Source organism: Streptomyces sp. NBC_00691, assembly GCF_036226665.1.
Classification (GTDB): domain Bacteria; phylum Actinomycetota; class Actinomycetes; order Streptomycetales; family Streptomycetaceae; genus Streptomyces.
This window is the reverse complement of sequence record NZ_CP109007.1, coordinates 6,165,131-6,183,263: the sequence shown is the minus strand read 5'-3', so window position 1 is coordinate 6,183,263 and position 18,133 is coordinate 6,165,131. Positions and strand designations below refer to the sequence as shown.

The 18,133-nt window shown below is 69.0% G+C and carries 15 protein-coding genes and 1 pseudogene; 11 read left to right on the top strand and 5 right to left on the bottom strand.

The features are described from left to right. Window positions 1-127 precede the first annotated feature (127 nt). From OG392_RS27870 to OG392_RS27835, 8 genes and pseudogenes are all read left to right on the top strand, one after another. Window positions 128-1,270, top strand: coding sequence for an AAA family ATPase (locus OG392_RS27870; protein WP_329287493.1), 1,143 nt, complete (start codon window positions 128-130; stop codon window positions 1,268-1,270). Next, window positions 1,267-3,063 carry a hypothetical protein gene (locus OG392_RS27865; protein WP_329283895.1) on the top strand — a complete coding sequence of 599 codons (1,797 nt, stop codon included), beginning with the start codon at window positions 1,267-1,269 and terminating at the stop codon, window positions 3,061-3,063. Before OG392_RS27870 ends, OG392_RS27865 begins: the two co-directional genes overlap by 4 nt. A 226-nt stretch (window positions 3,064-3,289) precedes the next feature. Continuing rightward, window positions 3,290-3,601: pseudogene (locus OG392_RS27860) on the top strand (hypothetical protein); the annotation flags it as partial. Window positions 3,602-4,209: 608 nt separating this feature from the next. Then, window positions 4,210-4,758, top strand: coding sequence for an EF-hand domain-containing protein (locus OG392_RS27855; RefSeq protein WP_329283894.1), 549 nt, complete (start codon window positions 4,210-4,212; stop codon window positions 4,756-4,758). Window positions 4,759-4,950: 192 nt separating this feature from the next. Next, a complete protein-coding gene (locus OG392_RS27850; protein WP_329283893.1) occupies window positions 4,951-6,210 on the top strand; it encodes a cytochrome P450 in 1,260 nt (419 codons plus the stop codon). Window positions 6,211-6,322: 112 nt separating this feature from the next. Then, window positions 6,323-7,303 carry a terpene synthase family protein gene (locus OG392_RS27845; protein ID WP_329283892.1) on the top strand — a complete coding sequence of 327 codons (981 nt, stop codon included), beginning with the start codon at window positions 6,323-6,325 and terminating at the stop codon, window positions 7,301-7,303. After that, the gene (locus OG392_RS27840) at window positions 7,300-8,622 is read left to right on the top strand and encodes a cytochrome P450 (protein ID WP_329283891.1); all 1,323 of its coding nucleotides are present in this window, start codon (window positions 7,300-7,302) and stop codon (window positions 8,620-8,622) included. The genes OG392_RS27845 and OG392_RS27840 overlap by 4 nt, the downstream gene beginning before the upstream one ends. Before the next feature lie 144 nt (window positions 8,623-8,766). Continuing rightward, window positions 8,767-10,047: a low temperature requirement protein A gene (locus OG392_RS27835; protein ID WP_443054904.1), complete on the top strand. Its 1,281-nt coding sequence runs from the start codon at window positions 8,767-8,769 to the stop codon at window positions 10,045-10,047. A gap of 647 nt (window positions 10,048-10,694) precedes the next feature. Here OG392_RS27835 and OG392_RS27830 read toward each other — a convergent pair. The 3 genes from OG392_RS27830 to OG392_RS27820 all read right to left on the bottom strand — a co-directional run bounded on the left by OG392_RS27830 (window position 10,695) and on the right by OG392_RS27820 (window position 15,718). Further along, window positions 10,695-11,246 carry an EF-hand domain-containing protein gene (locus tag OG392_RS27830; RefSeq protein WP_329283890.1) on the bottom strand — a complete coding sequence of 184 codons (552 nt, stop codon included), beginning with the start codon at window positions 11,244-11,246 and terminating at the stop codon, window positions 10,695-10,697. Between the two features lie 139 nt (window positions 11,247-11,385). Then, window positions 11,386-13,698, bottom strand: coding sequence for a molybdopterin-dependent oxidoreductase (locus OG392_RS27825; RefSeq protein WP_329283888.1), 2,313 nt, complete (start codon window positions 13,696-13,698; stop codon window positions 11,386-11,388). Window positions 13,699-14,182: 484 nt separating this feature from the next. Beyond that, window positions 14,183-15,718 carry an ISL3 family transposase gene (locus OG392_RS27820; protein WP_443054903.1) on the bottom strand — a complete coding sequence of 512 codons (1,536 nt, stop codon included), beginning with the start codon at window positions 15,716-15,718 and terminating at the stop codon, window positions 14,183-14,185. A gap of 60 nt (window positions 15,719-15,778) precedes the next feature. Here OG392_RS27820 and OG392_RS27815 point away from each other — a divergent pair, with 60 nt between their 5' ends. Beyond that, window positions 15,779-16,051 (top strand): hypothetical protein, encoded by a 273-nt coding sequence (locus OG392_RS27815; RefSeq protein WP_329287699.1) that lies wholly within the window; start codon window positions 15,779-15,781, stop codon window positions 16,049-16,051. 128 nt (window positions 16,052-16,179) lie between these two features. Continuing rightward, entirely contained in the window at window positions 16,180-16,599 is a 420-nt protein-coding gene (locus tag OG392_RS27810) for a hypothetical protein (protein WP_121827781.1), read from the top strand. Window positions 16,600-16,883: 284 nt separating this feature from the next. Here OG392_RS27810 and OG392_RS27805 read toward each other — a convergent pair whose 3' ends face one another. Next, complete coding sequence (locus OG392_RS27805) at window positions 16,884-17,075, bottom strand: hypothetical protein (protein WP_329283886.1); 192 nt, start codon at window positions 17,073-17,075, stop codon at window positions 16,884-16,886. Further along, window positions 17,076-17,366 (bottom strand): hypothetical protein, encoded by a 291-nt coding sequence (locus OG392_RS27800; RefSeq protein WP_329283885.1) that lies wholly within the window; start codon window positions 17,364-17,366, stop codon window positions 17,076-17,078. A 68-nt stretch (window positions 17,367-17,434) separates the two neighbouring features. Between OG392_RS27800 and OG392_RS27795 the strand changes: the two genes are divergently transcribed. Continuing rightward, window positions 17,435-18,124: a hypothetical protein gene (locus OG392_RS27795; RefSeq protein WP_329283884.1), complete on the top strand. Its 690-nt coding sequence runs from the start codon at window positions 17,435-17,437 to the stop codon at window positions 18,122-18,124. Window positions 18,125-18,133 lie beyond the last annotated feature (9 nt).

Genomic DNA, 18,133 nt, shown 5'->3' with positions numbered 1-18,133 from the left:
CGGCCAGCCCCTCCGGCGCATCGCCAACCCCGCCCGCTCCCGTACCTGTTGAAGGACCCTCGTTTTGACGACACCCGGAACGCCTACCAGTCCAGCACGGACCAAGGGCGGCGAACTACGGGCCAAGGTGGCCCGACTGCTGGCCGACCGGCCGGCGGACAAGCTCACCATCGGGGACATGGCCCGGCAGCTGGGCCACTCCCACGGCGCCGTCCGCAACGCCTCCTTGACCCTGGTGCGACGCGGCGAGGCCGACCAAAGCGGGACGGGGCAGCCGGAGTTCCGTGCGAACGCGAAGACCGCCGCAGCCGCGCAGACCGCTGTGATCAGCCCACCGGGCACCCACGCCCCCCGCGCCCAGGCGGCCACGGCCCGCACGACCACTCCCGCCGCAGCCACGCCCAGGCAGACCGGCCCGATCCGCCGCGCGGGGGGCCAGCTCTACCATCCCCGGGAGCTGGCCGATCTGCCCGACGTCGAGGCGCTGAATCGCCTGCGTGACGCCGATGTGCCGGTGCTGCTCTACGGTCCTCCGGGCACCGGCAAGACGTCGCTGGTGGAGGCGGCGTTCCCGGACCTGCTGACCGTCGCCGGTGACGGCGACACCACGGTCGGCGACTTGATCGGCGAGTACACGCAGGCCGACGGCGGAGGTTACGTCTTCCAGTACGGTCCGCTGGTCACCGCGATGACCGAGGGCCGCGCCCTGCTGATCGACGATGCCACTCTGATCTCGCCGAAGGTGTTGGCGGCGCTGTATCCCGCGATGGACGGGCGCAGGCAGATCCAGGTCAAGGCCCACAAGGGCGAGACCATCAAGGCCGAGCCGGGCTTCTACGTGGTGGCGGGCCACAATCCCGGCGTCCACGGTGCGGTTCTGACGGAGGCGCTGTCGTCCCGGTTCAGCGTGCAGATCCAGATCGGCACGGACTATGACCTCGCCCTGGCCTTGAAGATCGATGCCCGGGTGGTCCGGGTCGCCCGACACCTCTCCCGCCAGGTCGACCTCGGCGAGCTGGGCTGGGCCCCCCAACTGCGGGAACTGCTCAGCTACCAGAAGACCGAGGCCGTCCTCGGCACCAACGCCGCGCTCGCGAACCTGGTCGGCATCGCTCCTCTGGAGGATCGCGACGCTGTCGCCGACGCCGTCATCAAGGCTGTCGGCGTCAAGAAGATCGCGCCCCTCACCCTCGGCAAGCAGCTTCCCGCCTCAGCCGCCCGAAAGCCTCCGGGCAGCACCGTCTCCGCGCACCGGGGCCGCTCGCGATGAGCGCCCACCACCACGTCCAGTACCCCGCCACGACACCGAACGACGAAGCTGACCTCGCGCGATGGGACGACGACGGCGCCCCGCCCGCGCAGCCGCGTTCCTCCCCGGACGCGTGGCTGCGCGTGGGAGCCGAGCTCGGAGACCGGCTGGTCGCCCTCTCCGGCCGCCAGGACCTCCTCGTCACCTGCCGCCCCGGCACGCGCAGCGGGGCACCGGCCGCGTTCTTCCCCACGTTGGGCGAGGTCGAGTTCGACGCCGGCCTGTTCGCCCCGCTCCAGGCCCACGAGATCCATCCGCGGATCGTGGGCGACGAGGAGCGGTATCCCGCCGCCTGGGGAGTGTTCGTACACGAGGCCGCCCACGCGGCCCACTCCGTCTGGACACCGCCTGCCGGAGCCGCCCCCCGTGTCGTCGAGGCCGCGTTCCTGCTGGAGGAGAGCCGCGCCGAAGGCGCACACCTGACCAGGCGGCCCACCGACCGCACGTACTTGCGCACCAGTGCCCGAACCCTGGTCATGCCCGACATCGCCCACCCCACCCTCCAGGGCATCGAGCACGCTGCCTCCGTGGCGGCCCTGATCCTCGGCCGCCGCGACGTCGGCATCCTGGACGCCGGCGAGACCAAGGCCGTCGCCGATCTGTGCGAAAAGGTTCTGGGCGCAGACCTGCTGACCACACTCACCCGCATCTGGACCGCAGCCCACCAGTGCGCCGACCACGACGCCACGACCATGCTCGGGCACGCCCAGGAGTGGTGTGACGCTCTGGACGTCGCGGCTCCCGCCCTGCCCGTGCCGGAGAACCTCACCGATCTGCTGTCCGGCGCCGTGGGGGTCGTCATGGACTGCACGGCAGCCACCGACGCCGCCGACCTCGCGAAACAGGCAGCAGCGAACAACGCCATGGCCGCACAGTCCAAGGCGCGGGCCCAGGACCGCGCCCAGCGGACCGGCCAGCGACGCCAAGCCGCCGCCACCGCCAAGTCGGTCTTCAGCGCCCGCGGCACCGTCAGCCCCGACGGCACACCGGAGCCCCGCAGCAACCCGGTCACCGGTACCCGCCGGCCCACCGCAGCCGAGCAGAGTGCCGCCTCGCGCCTGAGCCGCGCCCTGCGTGCCGCCGCCTACCGCGAGCGGACCGAGGAGCGGACCACCAGCCCGACCCCGCCCGGCCGCCTCAACATGCGCGCGGCCCTCGCCCGTGACGCTCAGCGCGCGGCCGGGTCGGTCCCCACCGCGGAGCCGTTCACGCACACCCGCCGCCGGAACTCCCCCACCCCGCCGCTGCGGGTGGGGATCGCGGTGGACGTCTCCGGTTCCATGCGTGCCGCCTGTGCGCCCGTCGCGTCCGCTGCCTGGATCGTGGCACGCGCAGCAGCGCTGACCGACCCCGAGTCCCTTACCACCACCATCGCCTACGACAGGCACCTGACCGCATTGACCCGGCCCACCCACCGGGCACCGGAGCGCGTGACGACGTTCGAGGCCAACGGCGGCGCCCACAACCTCGGCGATGCCATCGACGCACTCGACCACGGCCTCGCACTCAGCCTCCCCGGCGCCGGCCGCCTCCTCGTGATCGTCACCGACGCCCAGTACCGCAGCGACGAAACCGCTGCGGCCGTCACCCGCGTCAAGCGGCTCACGACCGCCGGCTGCGCCGTACTCCAACTCACCCTCACCGCCAAGTCCCTGCACCTGCCGGGTACCACCTTGCTGCACCTGCCCAAGCCCTCCAGCGCTCCCGCCGCCATCGCCTCGGCGGCCACCGACGCCATCCGCAGGACACGCTGAGACGACGCAGAAGGCGGAAGCGTCCCCCGAGACCACCGCCGAGCACCCCGGACCACCTCCGTCCGCCGCCCGATCGTGCATCTGATGCACGACCCTCCGCAGCGACACAGGCCACCACCCCAACCGCCGACGAAAGGCACAGGATTTGAAGCCCCAGACCAGCAGCCCGACCTCGAACGTAACTGCCAGCAACCGGAATTCCCCGGGGGTCAAGACCGTCTGGACCGTGATCCACAGCTGTGGACACGAGGTAATGCACAACCTCTCCGACCGGGCGGCCGACCGCCGGGCGGGGTTCGCCCGCTGGCTCGCCGGCCGGGAGTGCACCGACTGCTGGAAGGCCGCCCGCGACGCCGACACCGTCGCGAAGGACCAGTGGCTCGCCGCCCGCCGCGCGGAGGAACAGGCCGCGGCCGTCGAGTGGGCCGAGCGGTTCGACATGCCTCCACTGGAGGGGTCCGAGCGGGCCCTGGCCTGGGGCGAGCGCTCCCGGTTCCAGCTCGTCACCGCCGCATACACGGCCCTGGTCAGCGAAGGCTTCTCTGTCAAGTTCAGCATGTTGAGCTGAACTGGGGCAGGGGCCATTCGCCTCCGCCCTCAGCCACGTGAAAGCCCGAGGCTAGGCACTTGGGCACCGTTGGTTTCGGTCGCCAAGTTCGTCGCGACGACAGCAGTGTCTCCGGGAGTCCTCTTGGCCGCCCAGACACCACGAGGACGCCCCGGTCGCTTCACCCCAGGCCCAACTGACAGAGGTCTCTCCCGGTGCTTTCTGTAGCCCTCCCTGGGCCGCTCTTCCTCCGTTCATGCACAGGAAGCGCGGATATCACCCGAAGTGATGCTCGTTGAGTCCCTGGGTGGCGTATTGAAGCGCTGGAATGTGACGGTACATCTGCCGATCTTGAGACGCGGCGGTCGGCTGTCTTCGCTATTCAGCACGCGCCTCAACTGACTTGTAGGGAGAGAGGTCCACAGTCCAGGTGCCGACGATCGCGCTGCCACCATGGCGCCGCATGCCAGTGCCACCTCGTCAGGACACGGTCCTTCCTGCGTTCGCCGCTGATCTCTGCCACCGGTAAGCCGGAGCCCAGAGCCACTGGGGCAACCGAAACCAGCTACCCCGTGTACTCACGTCGAAGGAGAAACCTTATGCCTGACGTCCTGGACCGCAAGCTGAAGAGGGCTTTCGCCCTGTTCCAGGGTGAGGACAAGTCCGCCCCGGTCGACCGGTCCTACTTCGCCGGCCTGGCGCATCTCCAGGCGGCGACGTTCCCGGGAACTCCCGCCGCGAAGATCGAGGATCTTGAGGCATCGTTCACCACGTTCTGGGACCGCTATCTCGTGCACAGGTCGGCCGCCGACGGAACCCTCACCGGCGAGGGATTCACGTCCGCGATCACCTCCGCCCTCGACACTGAACCCACGGCGTTTCTCTCCGACATCGGGAAGGTCGCCCAGTGCTGGTATGCCGTGGCCGACAGCAATGACGACCAGGTCATCGACAAGGACGAGTACGCCAAGCTGTACGGATCGCTGTTCCCTCTCACCGCCGACGAACTCGCCGCCGGCTTCGCGAGAATGGACCGCGACGGAAACGGTGTAATCAGCCATGACGAGGTCCGGGCCGCATCGCTGGAGTACTGGACGAGCAATGACCCCGCAGCGCGCGGCAACTGGCTGTTCGGCCCCTTCGAGTGATCCCGAGCCTCTGACGCTCAAAGAAGGCGCCTCAGGCCCGCAGGCGTTCGTGACAGCGCGCGATGCCACAGCAGTTCGAGGCAGCTCCGGCGGCAGTGCGAAAACGGCAACGGAACCTGTGGTGTGCCGGAGGCCGGGGTGCGGGCCGCTGCCGCCCGTACCCGTCCAAGCCCAGTTCGCAAGGTGACACAGTTGACCGGCCCCGACATTCTCTCCGCGCAGTACGCAGCTGATCCCTATCCGTACTACCAGGAGATGCTCACCTCCTTCCCTCTCTACCTACACCCGGCGACCGGCTTCTACCTCGTCAGTCGTCATGCCGAGGTGACCCGGGTGCTGCAGGAGCCGCCCTTCACCAACGAGGTCTACGCCTGGCAGCTCGAACCCGTCGCGGGCGGGCGGACCATCGTGCAGATGGACGGCGCGGAGCACACCTATTACCGGCGGCTGATGGGTGCCCCGCTGCGAGGAGCGAACTTCCGCGAGTGGATCGTCCCGGAGATCGAGCGCATGTCGGCCGGACTCATTGAGGAATTCCAGGAGCGCGGCAGGGCAGATCTGCGGGCGGACTATGCGGATGTGCTGCCCTGCGACGTGGTGTCCGCTCTGCTAGGCCTGCCCGCACAGGACCGGCCGACATTCCGGCGCTGGTTCGTGAGTATCAACGCGTTCATGTCCAACTTCGAGAATGACCCTGCCGTCACCGCCGCCGGGCTGGCCGCCAGCGCGGAGATGACGGAGTATCTGCGCCCTCTCATCGTGGACCGGCGAGCACGTCCCCGCGACGACCTGCTCTCGGCCTTCTGCAACGCGGAGATCGACGGCGTCGTTCTTAACGAGGGCCAGATCCAGGCACACTGCTCAACGCTCATCGCGGCGAACGGAGACGGAACGAGCGCCACGATCGTGTACACGATGAAAGAGCTGCTCCTGCGACCCGAACACCTGCAGGCCGCGCGGGGCGACAGGAGCTTGATCGACCGTGTGCACCTGGAGGCAGCCCGCCTCAACCCGCCGGTCCACATGCTCCTGCGCTTCGCCGCCAAGGACGTGGACCTGCCCAGCGGTCACGTTCCCGCCGGGTCGACGGTGGCCTGCATGGTGGGGGCCGCCCATCGGGACCCCGAACGGTTCGGGCAACCCGATGTCTTCAGACCCCACCGTGCGGAGATCGATCCGGCCCGCGACTTCACTCCGGGCGGCTCTATCCTGCACTTCGGCAGGGGCCGGCACTTCTGCCTCGGCGCGCATATCGCCCGCATCACCGTCCATACCGCTGTCAACCAGCTGCTCGACGCGCTCCCCGGTCTCTGCCTGGCCGAAGGCGTCAACCTGATCGAGACAGGCATCTTCACCCGCAATCTCACACGCCTCCCGATCACCTTCACTCCCGTACTGCGCGGTGCGATCGTCACCGCCCCGCACGGAGCCGCTCCGGCCCGCTCCGCGTGATCACCCCGCCGGGCCGCCATCCCGGTGGCAAACCCACCCAGTGCCCCACGCCCTCGGACCACTCCCGGAACCGGAAAGGGGACCAGGTATCCCTCAGGACATCGAATTCTTCATGCCGATCCCGTCCCGTCGCAGCCAGGACTACCCACGAACCTCAGCCCACCACCTGGCCTGGCCCCGGGCGCTCGGGCTCATCAACTCCGAAGCCGCCGAACAGCGCCACCTCCAGGCCGACTACGCCGACCTGGCCGCCCGCTTCTACCCGTCCGCCACCGGACCGGACGCGGACCTGGGCGTCGACCTGATGACCTTCTTCTTCCTGTTCGACGACCTCTTCGACGGCCCGCGCGGTGAAAACCCCAACGCAGCGCGCACGCTGACCGACGCCGTGGCTGCGGCGCTCGACGGCCCCTTGCCCGCCGACGCACCGGCCATCGCTCACGGATTCTCCGACCTCTGGCGGCGGACCCGCCAGGGAATGTCACCGGCGTGGTGCGCACGAACCGCCCGGACCTGGCGCGGCTACCTTGCCGGCCACGTGGACGAAGCCGCCAGCCGCCACCACCAGGTGCCCTGCGCCTCAATGGCCGAGTACCTGGCCATGCGCCGCCACACCATCGGGGCACAGCCCACCGTCGACCTCGCCGAACGAGTGGGCCACTACGAAGTGCACCAAGGCCTCTTCGACAGTGCCGTCATCGCCGCGCTGCTGCGGATCGCCATCGATACCAACCTGATCGACAACGACATCGCCTCGCTGGAGAAGGAAGAGGCCCGGGGAGAGCAGAACAACATTGTCCTGGTCCTCCAGCGCGAAAAAGGCTGGTCCGCCCCGCGCTGCATCACGCACCTGCAGGACGAGGTGCGCACACGCCTCGAACAGTTCCTGACACTGGAGCACTGCCTGCCGAAGGTCTACGACTCCTACGGCCTGTCCGCTGCCGAACGCGCCACCGCCGGCGCGTTCCTCAACGACGGGATCCGCGCGCTCATCCGCGGAGCCTACGACTGGCACCGGCGCTCGGGACGCTACTCGCCCCAGTACGCGATTCCTGCGGGACGCCTCGGCTACCTGGAGGAACTCGGCGCATGATCCCCCTGGCACCCGGCGCCCTGCCCCTCGCAGGCCACACCCACTCCATCATCCGCAACCCCCTCGCCTTCCTGCGCACCCTGGCACCGCACGGAGACGTCGTCAAAGTCAGGCTCGGACCGGTCACCGTCCTGGTCCTCTGCGACCCCGTCCTGGTCCGCCAGGCCCTCCTCAACGACCGCCTGTTCGACAAGGGCGGACCCACCTACGAGCGGGCGCGTGAGTTCCTGGGCGACAGCCTCTCCACCTGCCCGCACAGCAGCCACCGCCAGCAGCGCCGACATCTCCAGCCCGCGTTCCACGCCTCCAAACTCCCGCATTACACACGGACGATGACCGATCAGATTGCCGTGGTGACCCGCGCCTGGCGCGACGGCCAGAGCATCGATGTCATGGCAGAGACCAAGAAGATCACGGTCAGGGTCCTCACCCGCTCGCTCTTCGGAACCGACCTGTCCGACCAGGAGATCGAGCAGATCAGCCGGGGCATCGACGACATCACCGCCGGCATGCACGCCCGGATGTTCCTGCCCGCCCCACTGGACAGGCTGCCCACACCCCGCAACGTCCGCTATTACCGGGCCAACACCACCATCCGGGGCATCGTCCAACGGCTCATCGACGAGGGTCGTCGCGCACCCACCGGAGGCTCCGGTCCCGAGACCCTGCTCGACATCCTGACCGCCGACAACTGGGCCGACGGACCCCTCTCCGACGCCGACATTCTCAACCAAGCGGTGTCGTTCCTCCTGGCAGGCATGGAAACAACGGCCGAGGCCATGGCCTGGGCCCTCTGCCTGGCAGTACAGCACCCCGAGGTCCTGACCCGGCTGCGCACAGAGACGGCCGAAGTCCTCGGCGGGAGACCCGCGCAAGGGGAACACCTGCCAGACCTGAAACTGACCGCCTCCATCGTCAACGAGACCCTGCGCATGTACCCCGGCCTGTGGATCACCACCCGGGTGGCCACCGCGGACACACAGCTGGGGGACCACCTCATCGCGACCGGTACTCACCTGCTCATCAGCCCGTACCTGCTGCACCACCGGTCTGACATCTATCCGGACCCCGACCGCTTCGACCCCGACCGGTGGACCAGCCCCGGCCTGAGCCGGCCACGGGATGCCTTCATCCCGTTCATGGCAGGCGCCCGCAAATGCATGGCCGCCGACTTCGCCGTTACCGAGGTGGTCCTAACCCTCGCCACCCTCGTCGATAGCTGGGAATTCACCGCCCCACTCCAACGCCCCCAGGCAGCAGCAGCCGCCACTCTGCGCCCCAAGGACCTTCACATGCGCATCACGCGGCGAGAGCACTGACAGCTACACATCGGCGTCGTGGGCCAGACAGTCCTGGATGAACAGAATCAGCCCGCGGCCCGCGGGCCCGGCCGGTACACAACTTCGCCGCTGCCCCGGCAGTGCGGTCGGGCGGGCCGGGCAGCGTCAGAAATACTGCTGCACATGAATGAACCACGACCCACCAGCACGTCCGGCAAGCTCGGACTGTCGCGACGGCTGGTCCCCATGACCGGCCGTGACCCGGAAGAGCACGGACGAACCGCCTCACCGCTGGAGCTGTTGTTCGACCTGACCTTCGTGGTCGCCGTCGGCACGGCGTCCTTCCAGTTCGCCGAGATGATCGCAGAGGGGCATGCCGGGCCGGCGGTCGTCGCGTTCGTCCTGGCGATGTTCGCGATCAGCATCGCCTGGATCAGCTTCAGCTGGTTCGCCTCTGCCTTCGCCACCGACGACTGGCTCTACCGGGCCCTGACGATGCTGCAGATGATCGGCGTCGTCGTCTTCTCGCTCGGCCTGCCCGCGATGTTCCACTCCGTCGAGGAGGGCGGCCACCTCGAACTGCGCGCCATGGTCGTCGGCTACGTCGTGATGCGGATCGCGATGGTGCTCCAGTGGTGGCGCGCCGCCCGGCAGTCCCCGTCGTTCCACGACGTGGGCATGGCCAACATCCGCTGGACGGTGATCGTCCAGGCCGGCTGGCTCGTCGTCGCCTTCGTGCACATGCCGATCGCCGTCGTCTTCGTAGCGTTCGGTGTCCTGGGCGCTCTCGAACTCGTGCTGCCGGTGCTGACGCAGGGCTCTGCGGGCGGTACGCCCTGGCACCCGCACCACGTCGCCGAACGGTACGGACTCTTCGCGATCATCGTCCTCGGCGAGGGCGTCGTCGGTACCGTGGCCTCCTCCGGCGACCTCCTGGGCGGCGGGGACGGCACGCACTGGACCTGGAACGCCATCGCCGTCGTCATCGCCGGCGTGGGCCTGACCTTCGGCATGTGGTGGATGTACTTCCTGACGCCGTTCGGCGACATCCTGGCGCACCGCCGCGGCCGCGGATACCTCTTCGGCTACGGCCACATCCCCCTGTTCATCGGCGTCGCCGGCGCCGGCGCCGGACTGCACGTGGCAGGCCTGTACATGGAACACCACGCCAAGATCTCCGGCACCGCCGTCGTCCTCGCCCTCGCTCTCCCCGTCGGCCTCTACATGCTGATGATCTACCTCCTGCACACCCTGCTGCTCTCCACGGCCGACCGCTTCCACATCCTTCTCATCGCCCTCACCATCGCCGTCCTGCTCACGGCCGTCCTCCTGGCCGCCGCCGGCGTGGCCATCGCGGTATGCCTGCTCGTGGTCATGCTCGCGCCGTTCGTCACCGTGATCGGCTACGAGGCGATCGGCCACCGCCATCAACAGCAGATGCTCGACGAGCTCAGTAGGCAGTAGACGCCGGCGGGGACCCCGATTGGTTCAGGTGACCGGTGGTTCGGGCCGCCGTCGCAGCTCGGCCCTCCCCGGGCCCGCTCGCTGAGCCGGACGCCGGGTACCCGACAGGCCCTCCTCGAAGCCCACCTCCACGAGCGCATCTGCGCCGTGTCCTTGCCGCGCCCGTTCGCGTTGAGGGCGTGACGCACGCACAGGGCTGGACCCTCACGTTGGGTCCTGTGCGGTCCGCGGCTCCGATTCCTGCGCGGCGTCGGAGACGCGCTATTTCCCCCGAGGCGAAGGTCCCTGGCCTCCCGAGCGGTCGGGGCCCTTCGTACTCATGGCGCTGTGGGGTGTCGGCCGGGAGTGGTGGGGGCTGCCGGATCGGGGCCCAACCACGGTGACGATCCGGCAGCCGGGAAGCGTGGCAACAATGCCGCGACGGAGTCTCGGGGTGGGTCAGCGGCTGGGCCAGAGGTAGCGGCGGGCAAGGATCGTCCACCCCTCATCCGCCGGCCCGCCACCAGGTGCCCGGCCGTCTCCCCCTGCTCGGCGCGAGCTCGCTGAAGATCGACTCCAGTGGAGCTGTCCTGGCCAGAGGTATTCACGCTGCACGCCCACACCAGTATTACTGTGGGCGTGCAGGTCCCAGGCCGTACTCATAGCCGTCAGGCGGCGACTTTCCCGAACAGGTGGTTGGCAGGGGCGTTCGGGTTGTTGCCGTAGAAGAACTCGGTGAGCGCCTGGTGGAATTCCGCCCGGTCCAGTGCGCCGGAGCCGTCTCGGTCCAAGGCGGCGAAGACCGCGGCGCAGTCCTCGCCGGGCACGCCGGCGACCGCGTCGAACATCTGCTGGAACTCCGCCTGGTCGATCTTGCCGTCTCCGTTGAGGTCGACGAGGTCGAAGAAGCAGTTGGTGACCGGCTCGATCTGTTCCGGGTAGAGGGCGGGGTCGGTCAGGACCCGCTTGAACCCTTCGGTCATTTCCCGCAGATCGACCTTCCCGTCACCGTCCTGGTCCATGGGGGCGATCACGTTCGTCCAGAACCCGTCCATCCCCTGGGTGAGCAGGTGGGCGGCCGGAGAGTCCGGCGTGGTGCGGCGGGCGGCGACGTAGCGTTCGCTCATCATGCGGACGTCCTGCTGCGTGATGAATCCGTCGCCGTCGACGTCGGCGCCCCTGAACCACTGGCCGTACTTGAGGTCTTGAAGTGCAGTCACGAACGCGCACAGTATTCATGCCGTTACGCAAGCGCAAACGGCAAGCCGAGAGCCTCTCGACGGGACACGGGCAGCCTGTGCTGCACACGCCACGATGCAGGGACGAAGCCATCCCGAAGAGAGGCCGAAGGGGTTCGTGTCAGTGTTCGAGATCGGGGGGTGTGAAGGCGAGCACCTCGGGAGGGGGATCGCCGTACAGCTCGACGTCGACCAGTGCGCTGAGGGCACTCGGCCCCTGGGACAGGCGCGAGCACGGTCGATCCGCCGTGAGGACGTTCGGATTGCCGTGGCGGTCCAAGGTTCCGCTCAGGCCCGGCTGGACCGGATCCCACCACGCTCCGGTGGACAGTTGTACGACGCCTGGCATGACGTCGTCCGATATCACCGCGCCCGCGAGACAACTCCCCCGGTCGTTGTAGACCCGTACGATCATGCCGTTTTCGATGCCGCGCGACGCGGCGTCCGCCGCATTGAGCGTCACGGGCTCACGCCCTCGAATTTTTGAGCTGAGGCTGTGGCCGCCGTTGTCGTACTGACTGTGCAGGCGTGAGGCGGGCTGATTCGAGATCAAGTGCAGCGGGAATCGGTCCGCCAGATCAGCGTGAAGCCACTCCGTCGGTTCGAACCACGTCGGATGCCCGGCGCAGTCGTCGTAGCCAAACGAGTCGATCTCCTCGGAGAAGATCTCGATCCGGCCCGACGGCGTCGGCAAAGGGAAACGCTGTGGATCTGAGCGGAGCGCCTCGAAGCTCCCGGGAAACGGTCCGGCCAGCGCCGGCAGCTCAGCAGTGGAGCTGCGCCAGAAGTCCTCGAAGCTTGGCAAGGCGGCCTCGTCGCCGAGCCCTGTCTTCGTCTGCTCGTAAAGGTGCCGGACCCATTCGATCTCGGAACGCGACTGGGTGAACTCCTTCTCGTATCCGAGCCGGGCGGCCAAGGCGGCGAAGATGTGGTGGTCGGTGCGCGACTCGCCTTCTGGTTCGCGGACCTTCGGCATCGAGACGAGGTGGGGGGCGGAGAATCCGGCGGCGAAGTCGTCGCGTTCCAGGCCGGTGGCAACAGGTAGGACGATGTCCGCGAACTTGGCCGTGGTGTTCCACCAGGCTTCGTGAACGACCACCGTGTCGGGCCTCTGCCAGGCACGGGTCAACCGGTGCAGGTCCTGGTGGTGGTGGAACGGGTTTCCTCCGCACCAATACACGAGGCGCAGCTCGGGCAAGGTGAGCCGCTGTCCGTCGTAGTCGATGGTCTTCCCCGGATGCAGCAGGGTGTCGGCGATCCTCGCGACCGGGATGAAGTCCGGAACGGGGTTGGACACCGCCGGTATCGTCGCCACCGAGGGGCGGCCCGGGGCGACGCCGGTCGCGTCCATCGTCGCGTAACCCGCGCCCCAGCCGCCGCCAGGCCGGCCCATCGAGCCCGCCATGGCGGCCAGCACGACGGACATCCAGATCGGTTGTTCGCCGTGGTCTGCCCGCTGCACCGCGTAGTTGACCATGATGAGCGAACGCTGGGTGGTCAGGCGCCGAGCGAGGTCGATGATCGCGTCACGGCTGATGCCCGTGATCTCCGCCGCCCAGGCAGCGTCCTTGGGGGTGCCGTCGAGCGCGCCGAGCAGGTAGGAGGCGAAGCGGTCGAACCCGGTGCAGCACCGGCGAAGGAAGTCCTCGTCGTGCCACCCGTTGACCAGCATCGTGTGGGCGATGCCGAGCATCGCGGCGGTATCGGTGTTGGGGACGACGGGCAGCCACTCGGCGTCGAGGAACCCGGCGACGTCGCTGCGGATGGGACTGACGTTCACGAACCGCACCCCGGCCTCACGGCACCGGCGCTGCAGGTCCTGCGTCTGGTGCCTGGCCAGCCCACCAGGGTTGATCTGGCTGTTCTTCAGGGCCAGCCCTCCGAACGCCACCACCAGCTCACAGTTCTCGGCGATCTCGTCCCACATCGGCATCCGCGACTGGTAGCTCCACGGATGCCCGCCGATCACATGCGGGAGGATCACCTCCAAAGCCGCAGTGCTGTACGTGTTGCGCGAGTCGGTGTATCCACCGCCCAAAGCCAGGAACCGGTGGAGTTGCCCCTGCGCGTTGTGGAACGCGCCCGCACTCGCCCAGCCGTAGGACCCGCCGAACACCGCGCTGTCCCCGTGCTGCGAACGCACCCGAGACAGTTCATCACTGACCAAGGTGAGAGCGTCGTCCCAGCTCACCTCCACGAAGCTGTCCGCGCCTCTGGCCGTGTCGTGGGCGCGCGGCAGGCCGTTCAACCAGCCCTTGCGCACCGCGGGGCGCAACACGCGAGCGTGGTCATCGGCGGCTGTCACCATTCCGGGGCCGATGGGGGACGGCGCCGGGTCATCGCCCCTCGGCTCGATGCGCACCAGCCGACCGGAGTCGACCACCGCGACAAAACTGCCCCAGTGGGTCGCAACCGACATGCGTCGTTCCACCATGCATCGACTCCGTCCCTGAAGCTTTCCCTGCATTCGGGCAGAGTTGCCTACGGCGCAGGGGCCCCACTGCAGTGGAGCTCCGCGGGGCAGAGACTTCCCTTGCGGTCTGCTGCCCAATCCCCGGGGTGCTCTTCGGCAGCACCCCCCTTCGACGTGGCGTGTCAAGGAGGAGCGACATGCTGCTGCACCTCGTCCGACCCACCGCCGTAGCCCGCCGCTCGGTCGAACAGCGCCACCGGCCCCTCGGCGCCCGGCAGTGCAGGAACTTACGGAACTTCCGCCCCACTCCGCCTTGCCGATCCCTCCGTCGAACCCTGCCAACGGAGCGGCCGCCTGTGCTGGATGCTGCAGATCATCCACGGAGCGTCGAGCGCTGTACCGATGTTCTCCGACGCGGTACCCGTGAGCTACTTGGCACTTGGTCCACCGCGGGACTGTAAAACGTTCGGGTCTGTTCCGTAGTCGGTGGTGACGGAGGGTGTGGTCAGCCCAGAAGGATGCGGTGGCGGAGGAGGGGGAAGCTCGCGCGGCCGTACATCTGGCGCTTGATCAGCTTGGTTTTGTTGTTCACGCCTTCGGTGCCGCCGTTGTGGTGCGGGAGGGTGAGGGCGGCGTCGACTGCGGCGCGGTCCTTCTCGAGGCCTCGGGTGAAGGCATGTAGGTGGGGCAGGTCCTCGGCTTGGACCGAGGTGATCCAGGTACTCAGCAGGGCGGCATTGCCGTCGGCGGGGTCCAGTAGCGCGGCGAAGTGGTGGATGAGGTCGGCCAGAGCTGTCATCTCGTGGCAGGCGGCGCGGGCGGCCTCGATACGTTCTCGCTGGTGGTCCTTGAGGCAGTCGGGGCGGGTAAGCAGGTAGCGGGCCAGGCGCCGGGGCGAGAGTGCGGGCCGGTCGGCTTCGACGCGGCCTTGGTTGATGTAGCGGACGAGCAGGTTCGAGCTGCCGGTGTAGCCCAGCTCCCTGATCTCTTGGAGGAGATGGGTGACGGGGACGGCCGGGTTCTCCAGCCGGCGTCGGCGCAGGTGATCGCGGTAGGGATCCACGAGGGTGGGCCGGTACTTGGGGGCGCGGATGAGGCGCTCGGGCTCGGCGACGCGGTCGTAGCGCTTGACGGTGTTCAAGGCGAGGTTGAGGCGGCGCGCGCACTCCAGCAGGCCGACTCCGCGCTCGCGCAGGGCGTGGACCTGCTGCCAGCGCTCGCGGGTGGTGGCGGCCTGCCGGCCGTCGGCCGGGGGCGGGCCCGCCTTCGCCCAGCAGGTGCTGTGCGCGGCGACCTCTTTGCGGACGGCCTCGGCGAGGTTGTGCCACAGGTGCCAGCGGTCGCTGATCTGGACCGCATCGGGCAGGGCGCGGCAGACCGCCTCGGCATAGGTGGCCGATCCGTCCCGGCACACGGCCTCTATGCCCGGATGCCCGCGCAGCCAGGCTTCCAGAGTGGCGGCTTCGCGGCCGGGCAGTACCTCGATCCGCTGGCCGGTCTCGGCGTTGATGATGATCGTGGCGTAGCTGTGCCGGCGCCGCAGAGCGAAGTCGTCGACCCCTATCACCCGCGGGATCCGCACCGTCGGCAAGGGAACCCGCCGCAGCAGCCGCAGGGCGGAGGCGTACGAGAGGGGCACGGCCAGTGACCGGGTGAGCCGGGCGGACGCCCGGCCGCATAACTCCTTGACCACATCGGCGAGCTGGGCGGTCAGACGTGTGGTGCGGCGCTGATGGCGCTCCAGGAGCCCGGGGACCTGCTCTCGGAAGGTCTGCCGCCTGCAGCCCAGGACCGGACAGATCAGCCGTCGTATCCTCACCCGGACCACGACCTGTCGGCCGTCGACCGGCACATCCCGCACCGTCCGGCCGTGATACCCGTGGACCCTCCCCGTCACCACCCCGCACAGCGGACAGGGAACGGGCATATCCCGGGTCCGAGCCGAAACCCGGACTATCTCACCACCGTCCGCCACATCCTCGATGACCAACGCCGACAACCCCGAAAACACCGTTCCCACAAGCGTGTTCGCATCGTGCACGCCCAATGATCACAGGCGGGCACTCACCGTCACCACCGACTACGGAACAGACCCGTTCGATTGACAGACCCCCACCAGACGATCCCTCGGAACCCAGAACGTACGCCACCTCAGCACGCATCCACCCCTGCTCGATCCGCTTCAACACGTCGATCCAACAGGGAAGACGACACCTGGGACGAGGCGGACTGGGCCGTCCTGGAGGACAAGATCCGTTCGATCAGCCGCGCCGGGTGGTGGATCGACCAGCGCGACACCGACGGCACCGACCTCCCCGAGCTGCTCGACGCTGCCACGAGCGCCGACATCGGCACCGAGAACCCGCACCGCTGACCGCCTGCGCACCGACGCGAAATCGCACATATATAGCGCACGTTCGCCGGTTAGCCTAACCGGCCGATTTCCAGACCATGGAGTCCTGCCCCCAACGCCACCTGCGGCTTTCTGCGGAAGGACCCACCGTGCCCGAACCCACCCGCCCCGTGTTCGCCCCCGTCGACACGATCACCTCCGACCGCGACATCACCCACGCCCACTTCGCCCCCGGCGACCAGATCGTGGTGATCAAGGGCGTTGCCGACGGCGAACTGTGGGGCGAGTCGATGACCGTCGTGGCGCCCTCCTGGCACACCCCGACCGACGAGGACGGGTGGCGGGTACGCAACCCGCTCGGCGGCGCTCAGTCGTTCATCACCGCCCACCCCCGTTACCTCGTCCACCTCTCCAAGCGGTGCCCCGACTGCCTGATCTACCTGCGGGCCCTGGAGGACTTCCTCCTCCCGAAGGTCGTCGGCACGCAGGAGGTCGACCTCGGCTGGTACCGGGTGACCGACCTCGGCCAGCTCGTCCACGCCACGGACGGGAAGGCGGCCGGGCGGTGATCATCCGCGTCCACCAGCGGGGTGGCGACGTCGGACCTGTGCTGGCCGACGACGTCTTCGACACCCCGCTCTCTTACGAGGAGAAGCTCCCCGCGGACATGGTGGTGGCTTACTGGCCGGGGCTGGACGCGTACACGGCCGTCGGAGAACCGGGGTCGTGGACGGTGCTGGACTGGGCGGAGCACATCAACGATCCGCTGTTCGAGTATCCCTTCGCGGTGAGCCCCGGCCAGGACCGGCGCTCGGTCTTCCACCTGGACGTCCGCCTCGCGCCCGAAGACCGGTCACTGACCGGGCAGGAGTGGTCCGAGGTCGCTCACCGCATCGCCCGCGCGGCCGGCATCGAGATCCCCGCCGACGAACAGGGCTGCCGATGGGTCGCCTTCCAGGTCCGTCCACACCACCTCAGCCTGATCGCCAGCCTGATCCGGCTCGACGGCACCTGGCAGCGCCAGCCCGCTGGCTTCCGCCGTCACCTAGCCGCCGAGGCCCGCCGCCTGGAGAGCGACCTCGGCCTGCTCACCCCCGGCGCGCTCACTCCCACCGACCGCAGCGCTCCCCTGGCGGAGGTGACCGCCCCGCTTGCCGACGCACGCCGCGTCGTCGAGCTGCACGCTCAGCTCCTCGCCGGGCATCCGCAGGCCCCCCTTCGCGAGGCGGGTCACCGCCTGGAGTGGTTCGCCCGCCGCCTGTTCGACCTCGAGCGAGACCTCACCACCACTGCCGCGAACTCCGTCGGCCGCCGGCACCCCCGGGCGCCGTGGCACCGAGCCTCCCGGCCGCGGTCCCGGCGGCACGAACGGGAGCACGGCCCCCTATGTAAGGAGACTCCTGCTTGGCGCTCAGCGACCGCCACATCGAACTACGGCGCGATCCGGACTCCGGCGAAGTCCTCGCACACGGAGGCGCCCCGGAGGCCCACAGCGTCCTGCAGCGCACCGGCTTCGTCCATGTCCTCCGCCGACACGAGCAGTACCACCGCCTCCCCACCGGCCTCGACCAGGCCGCCGAGGAAACCCTCGCCACCGCCGCGGTGTCCGCACTCCGCTCAGTCGGCTACTGGGTCGCCTGCGACGCCAAATTCGACACCGACCAGCGCACCTCCCACTATCTGCCCCTCGGAGCTCAGGTCGCCGCCCTCGCCGACCAGCTGCGGCGGGCCTCCACCACCCAGGACGCAGCAGCCGTCCTGACCGAGCTGACCGCCTCCCACGACGGCGTCCTCGCCGGTCTCGCCCAGGTCCTGGCCTCCGTCGACGAGTTCCTCGAAACCCTCGACCAGGACTCCGACCGGCAGACCGCCGCCACCGTGCGCGGCCCGAGCGGACACCACCTCGCGGTCATCGCCGCCCAGCTCCACCAGCTGCGCAACGAACTCACCGACCGGCACGAGGACCACCCCGCACGCCACCCCTGCCCCGGCGAAGTCGCAGACCACGAACGCGAAGCGTCCGTCCACTGCCCCTGCCCCGTCCCCGCACTGCCGCCCCGGCCAGCCGCCCCGCCACCGGCCCGACGCCGTTGACCCACGCAC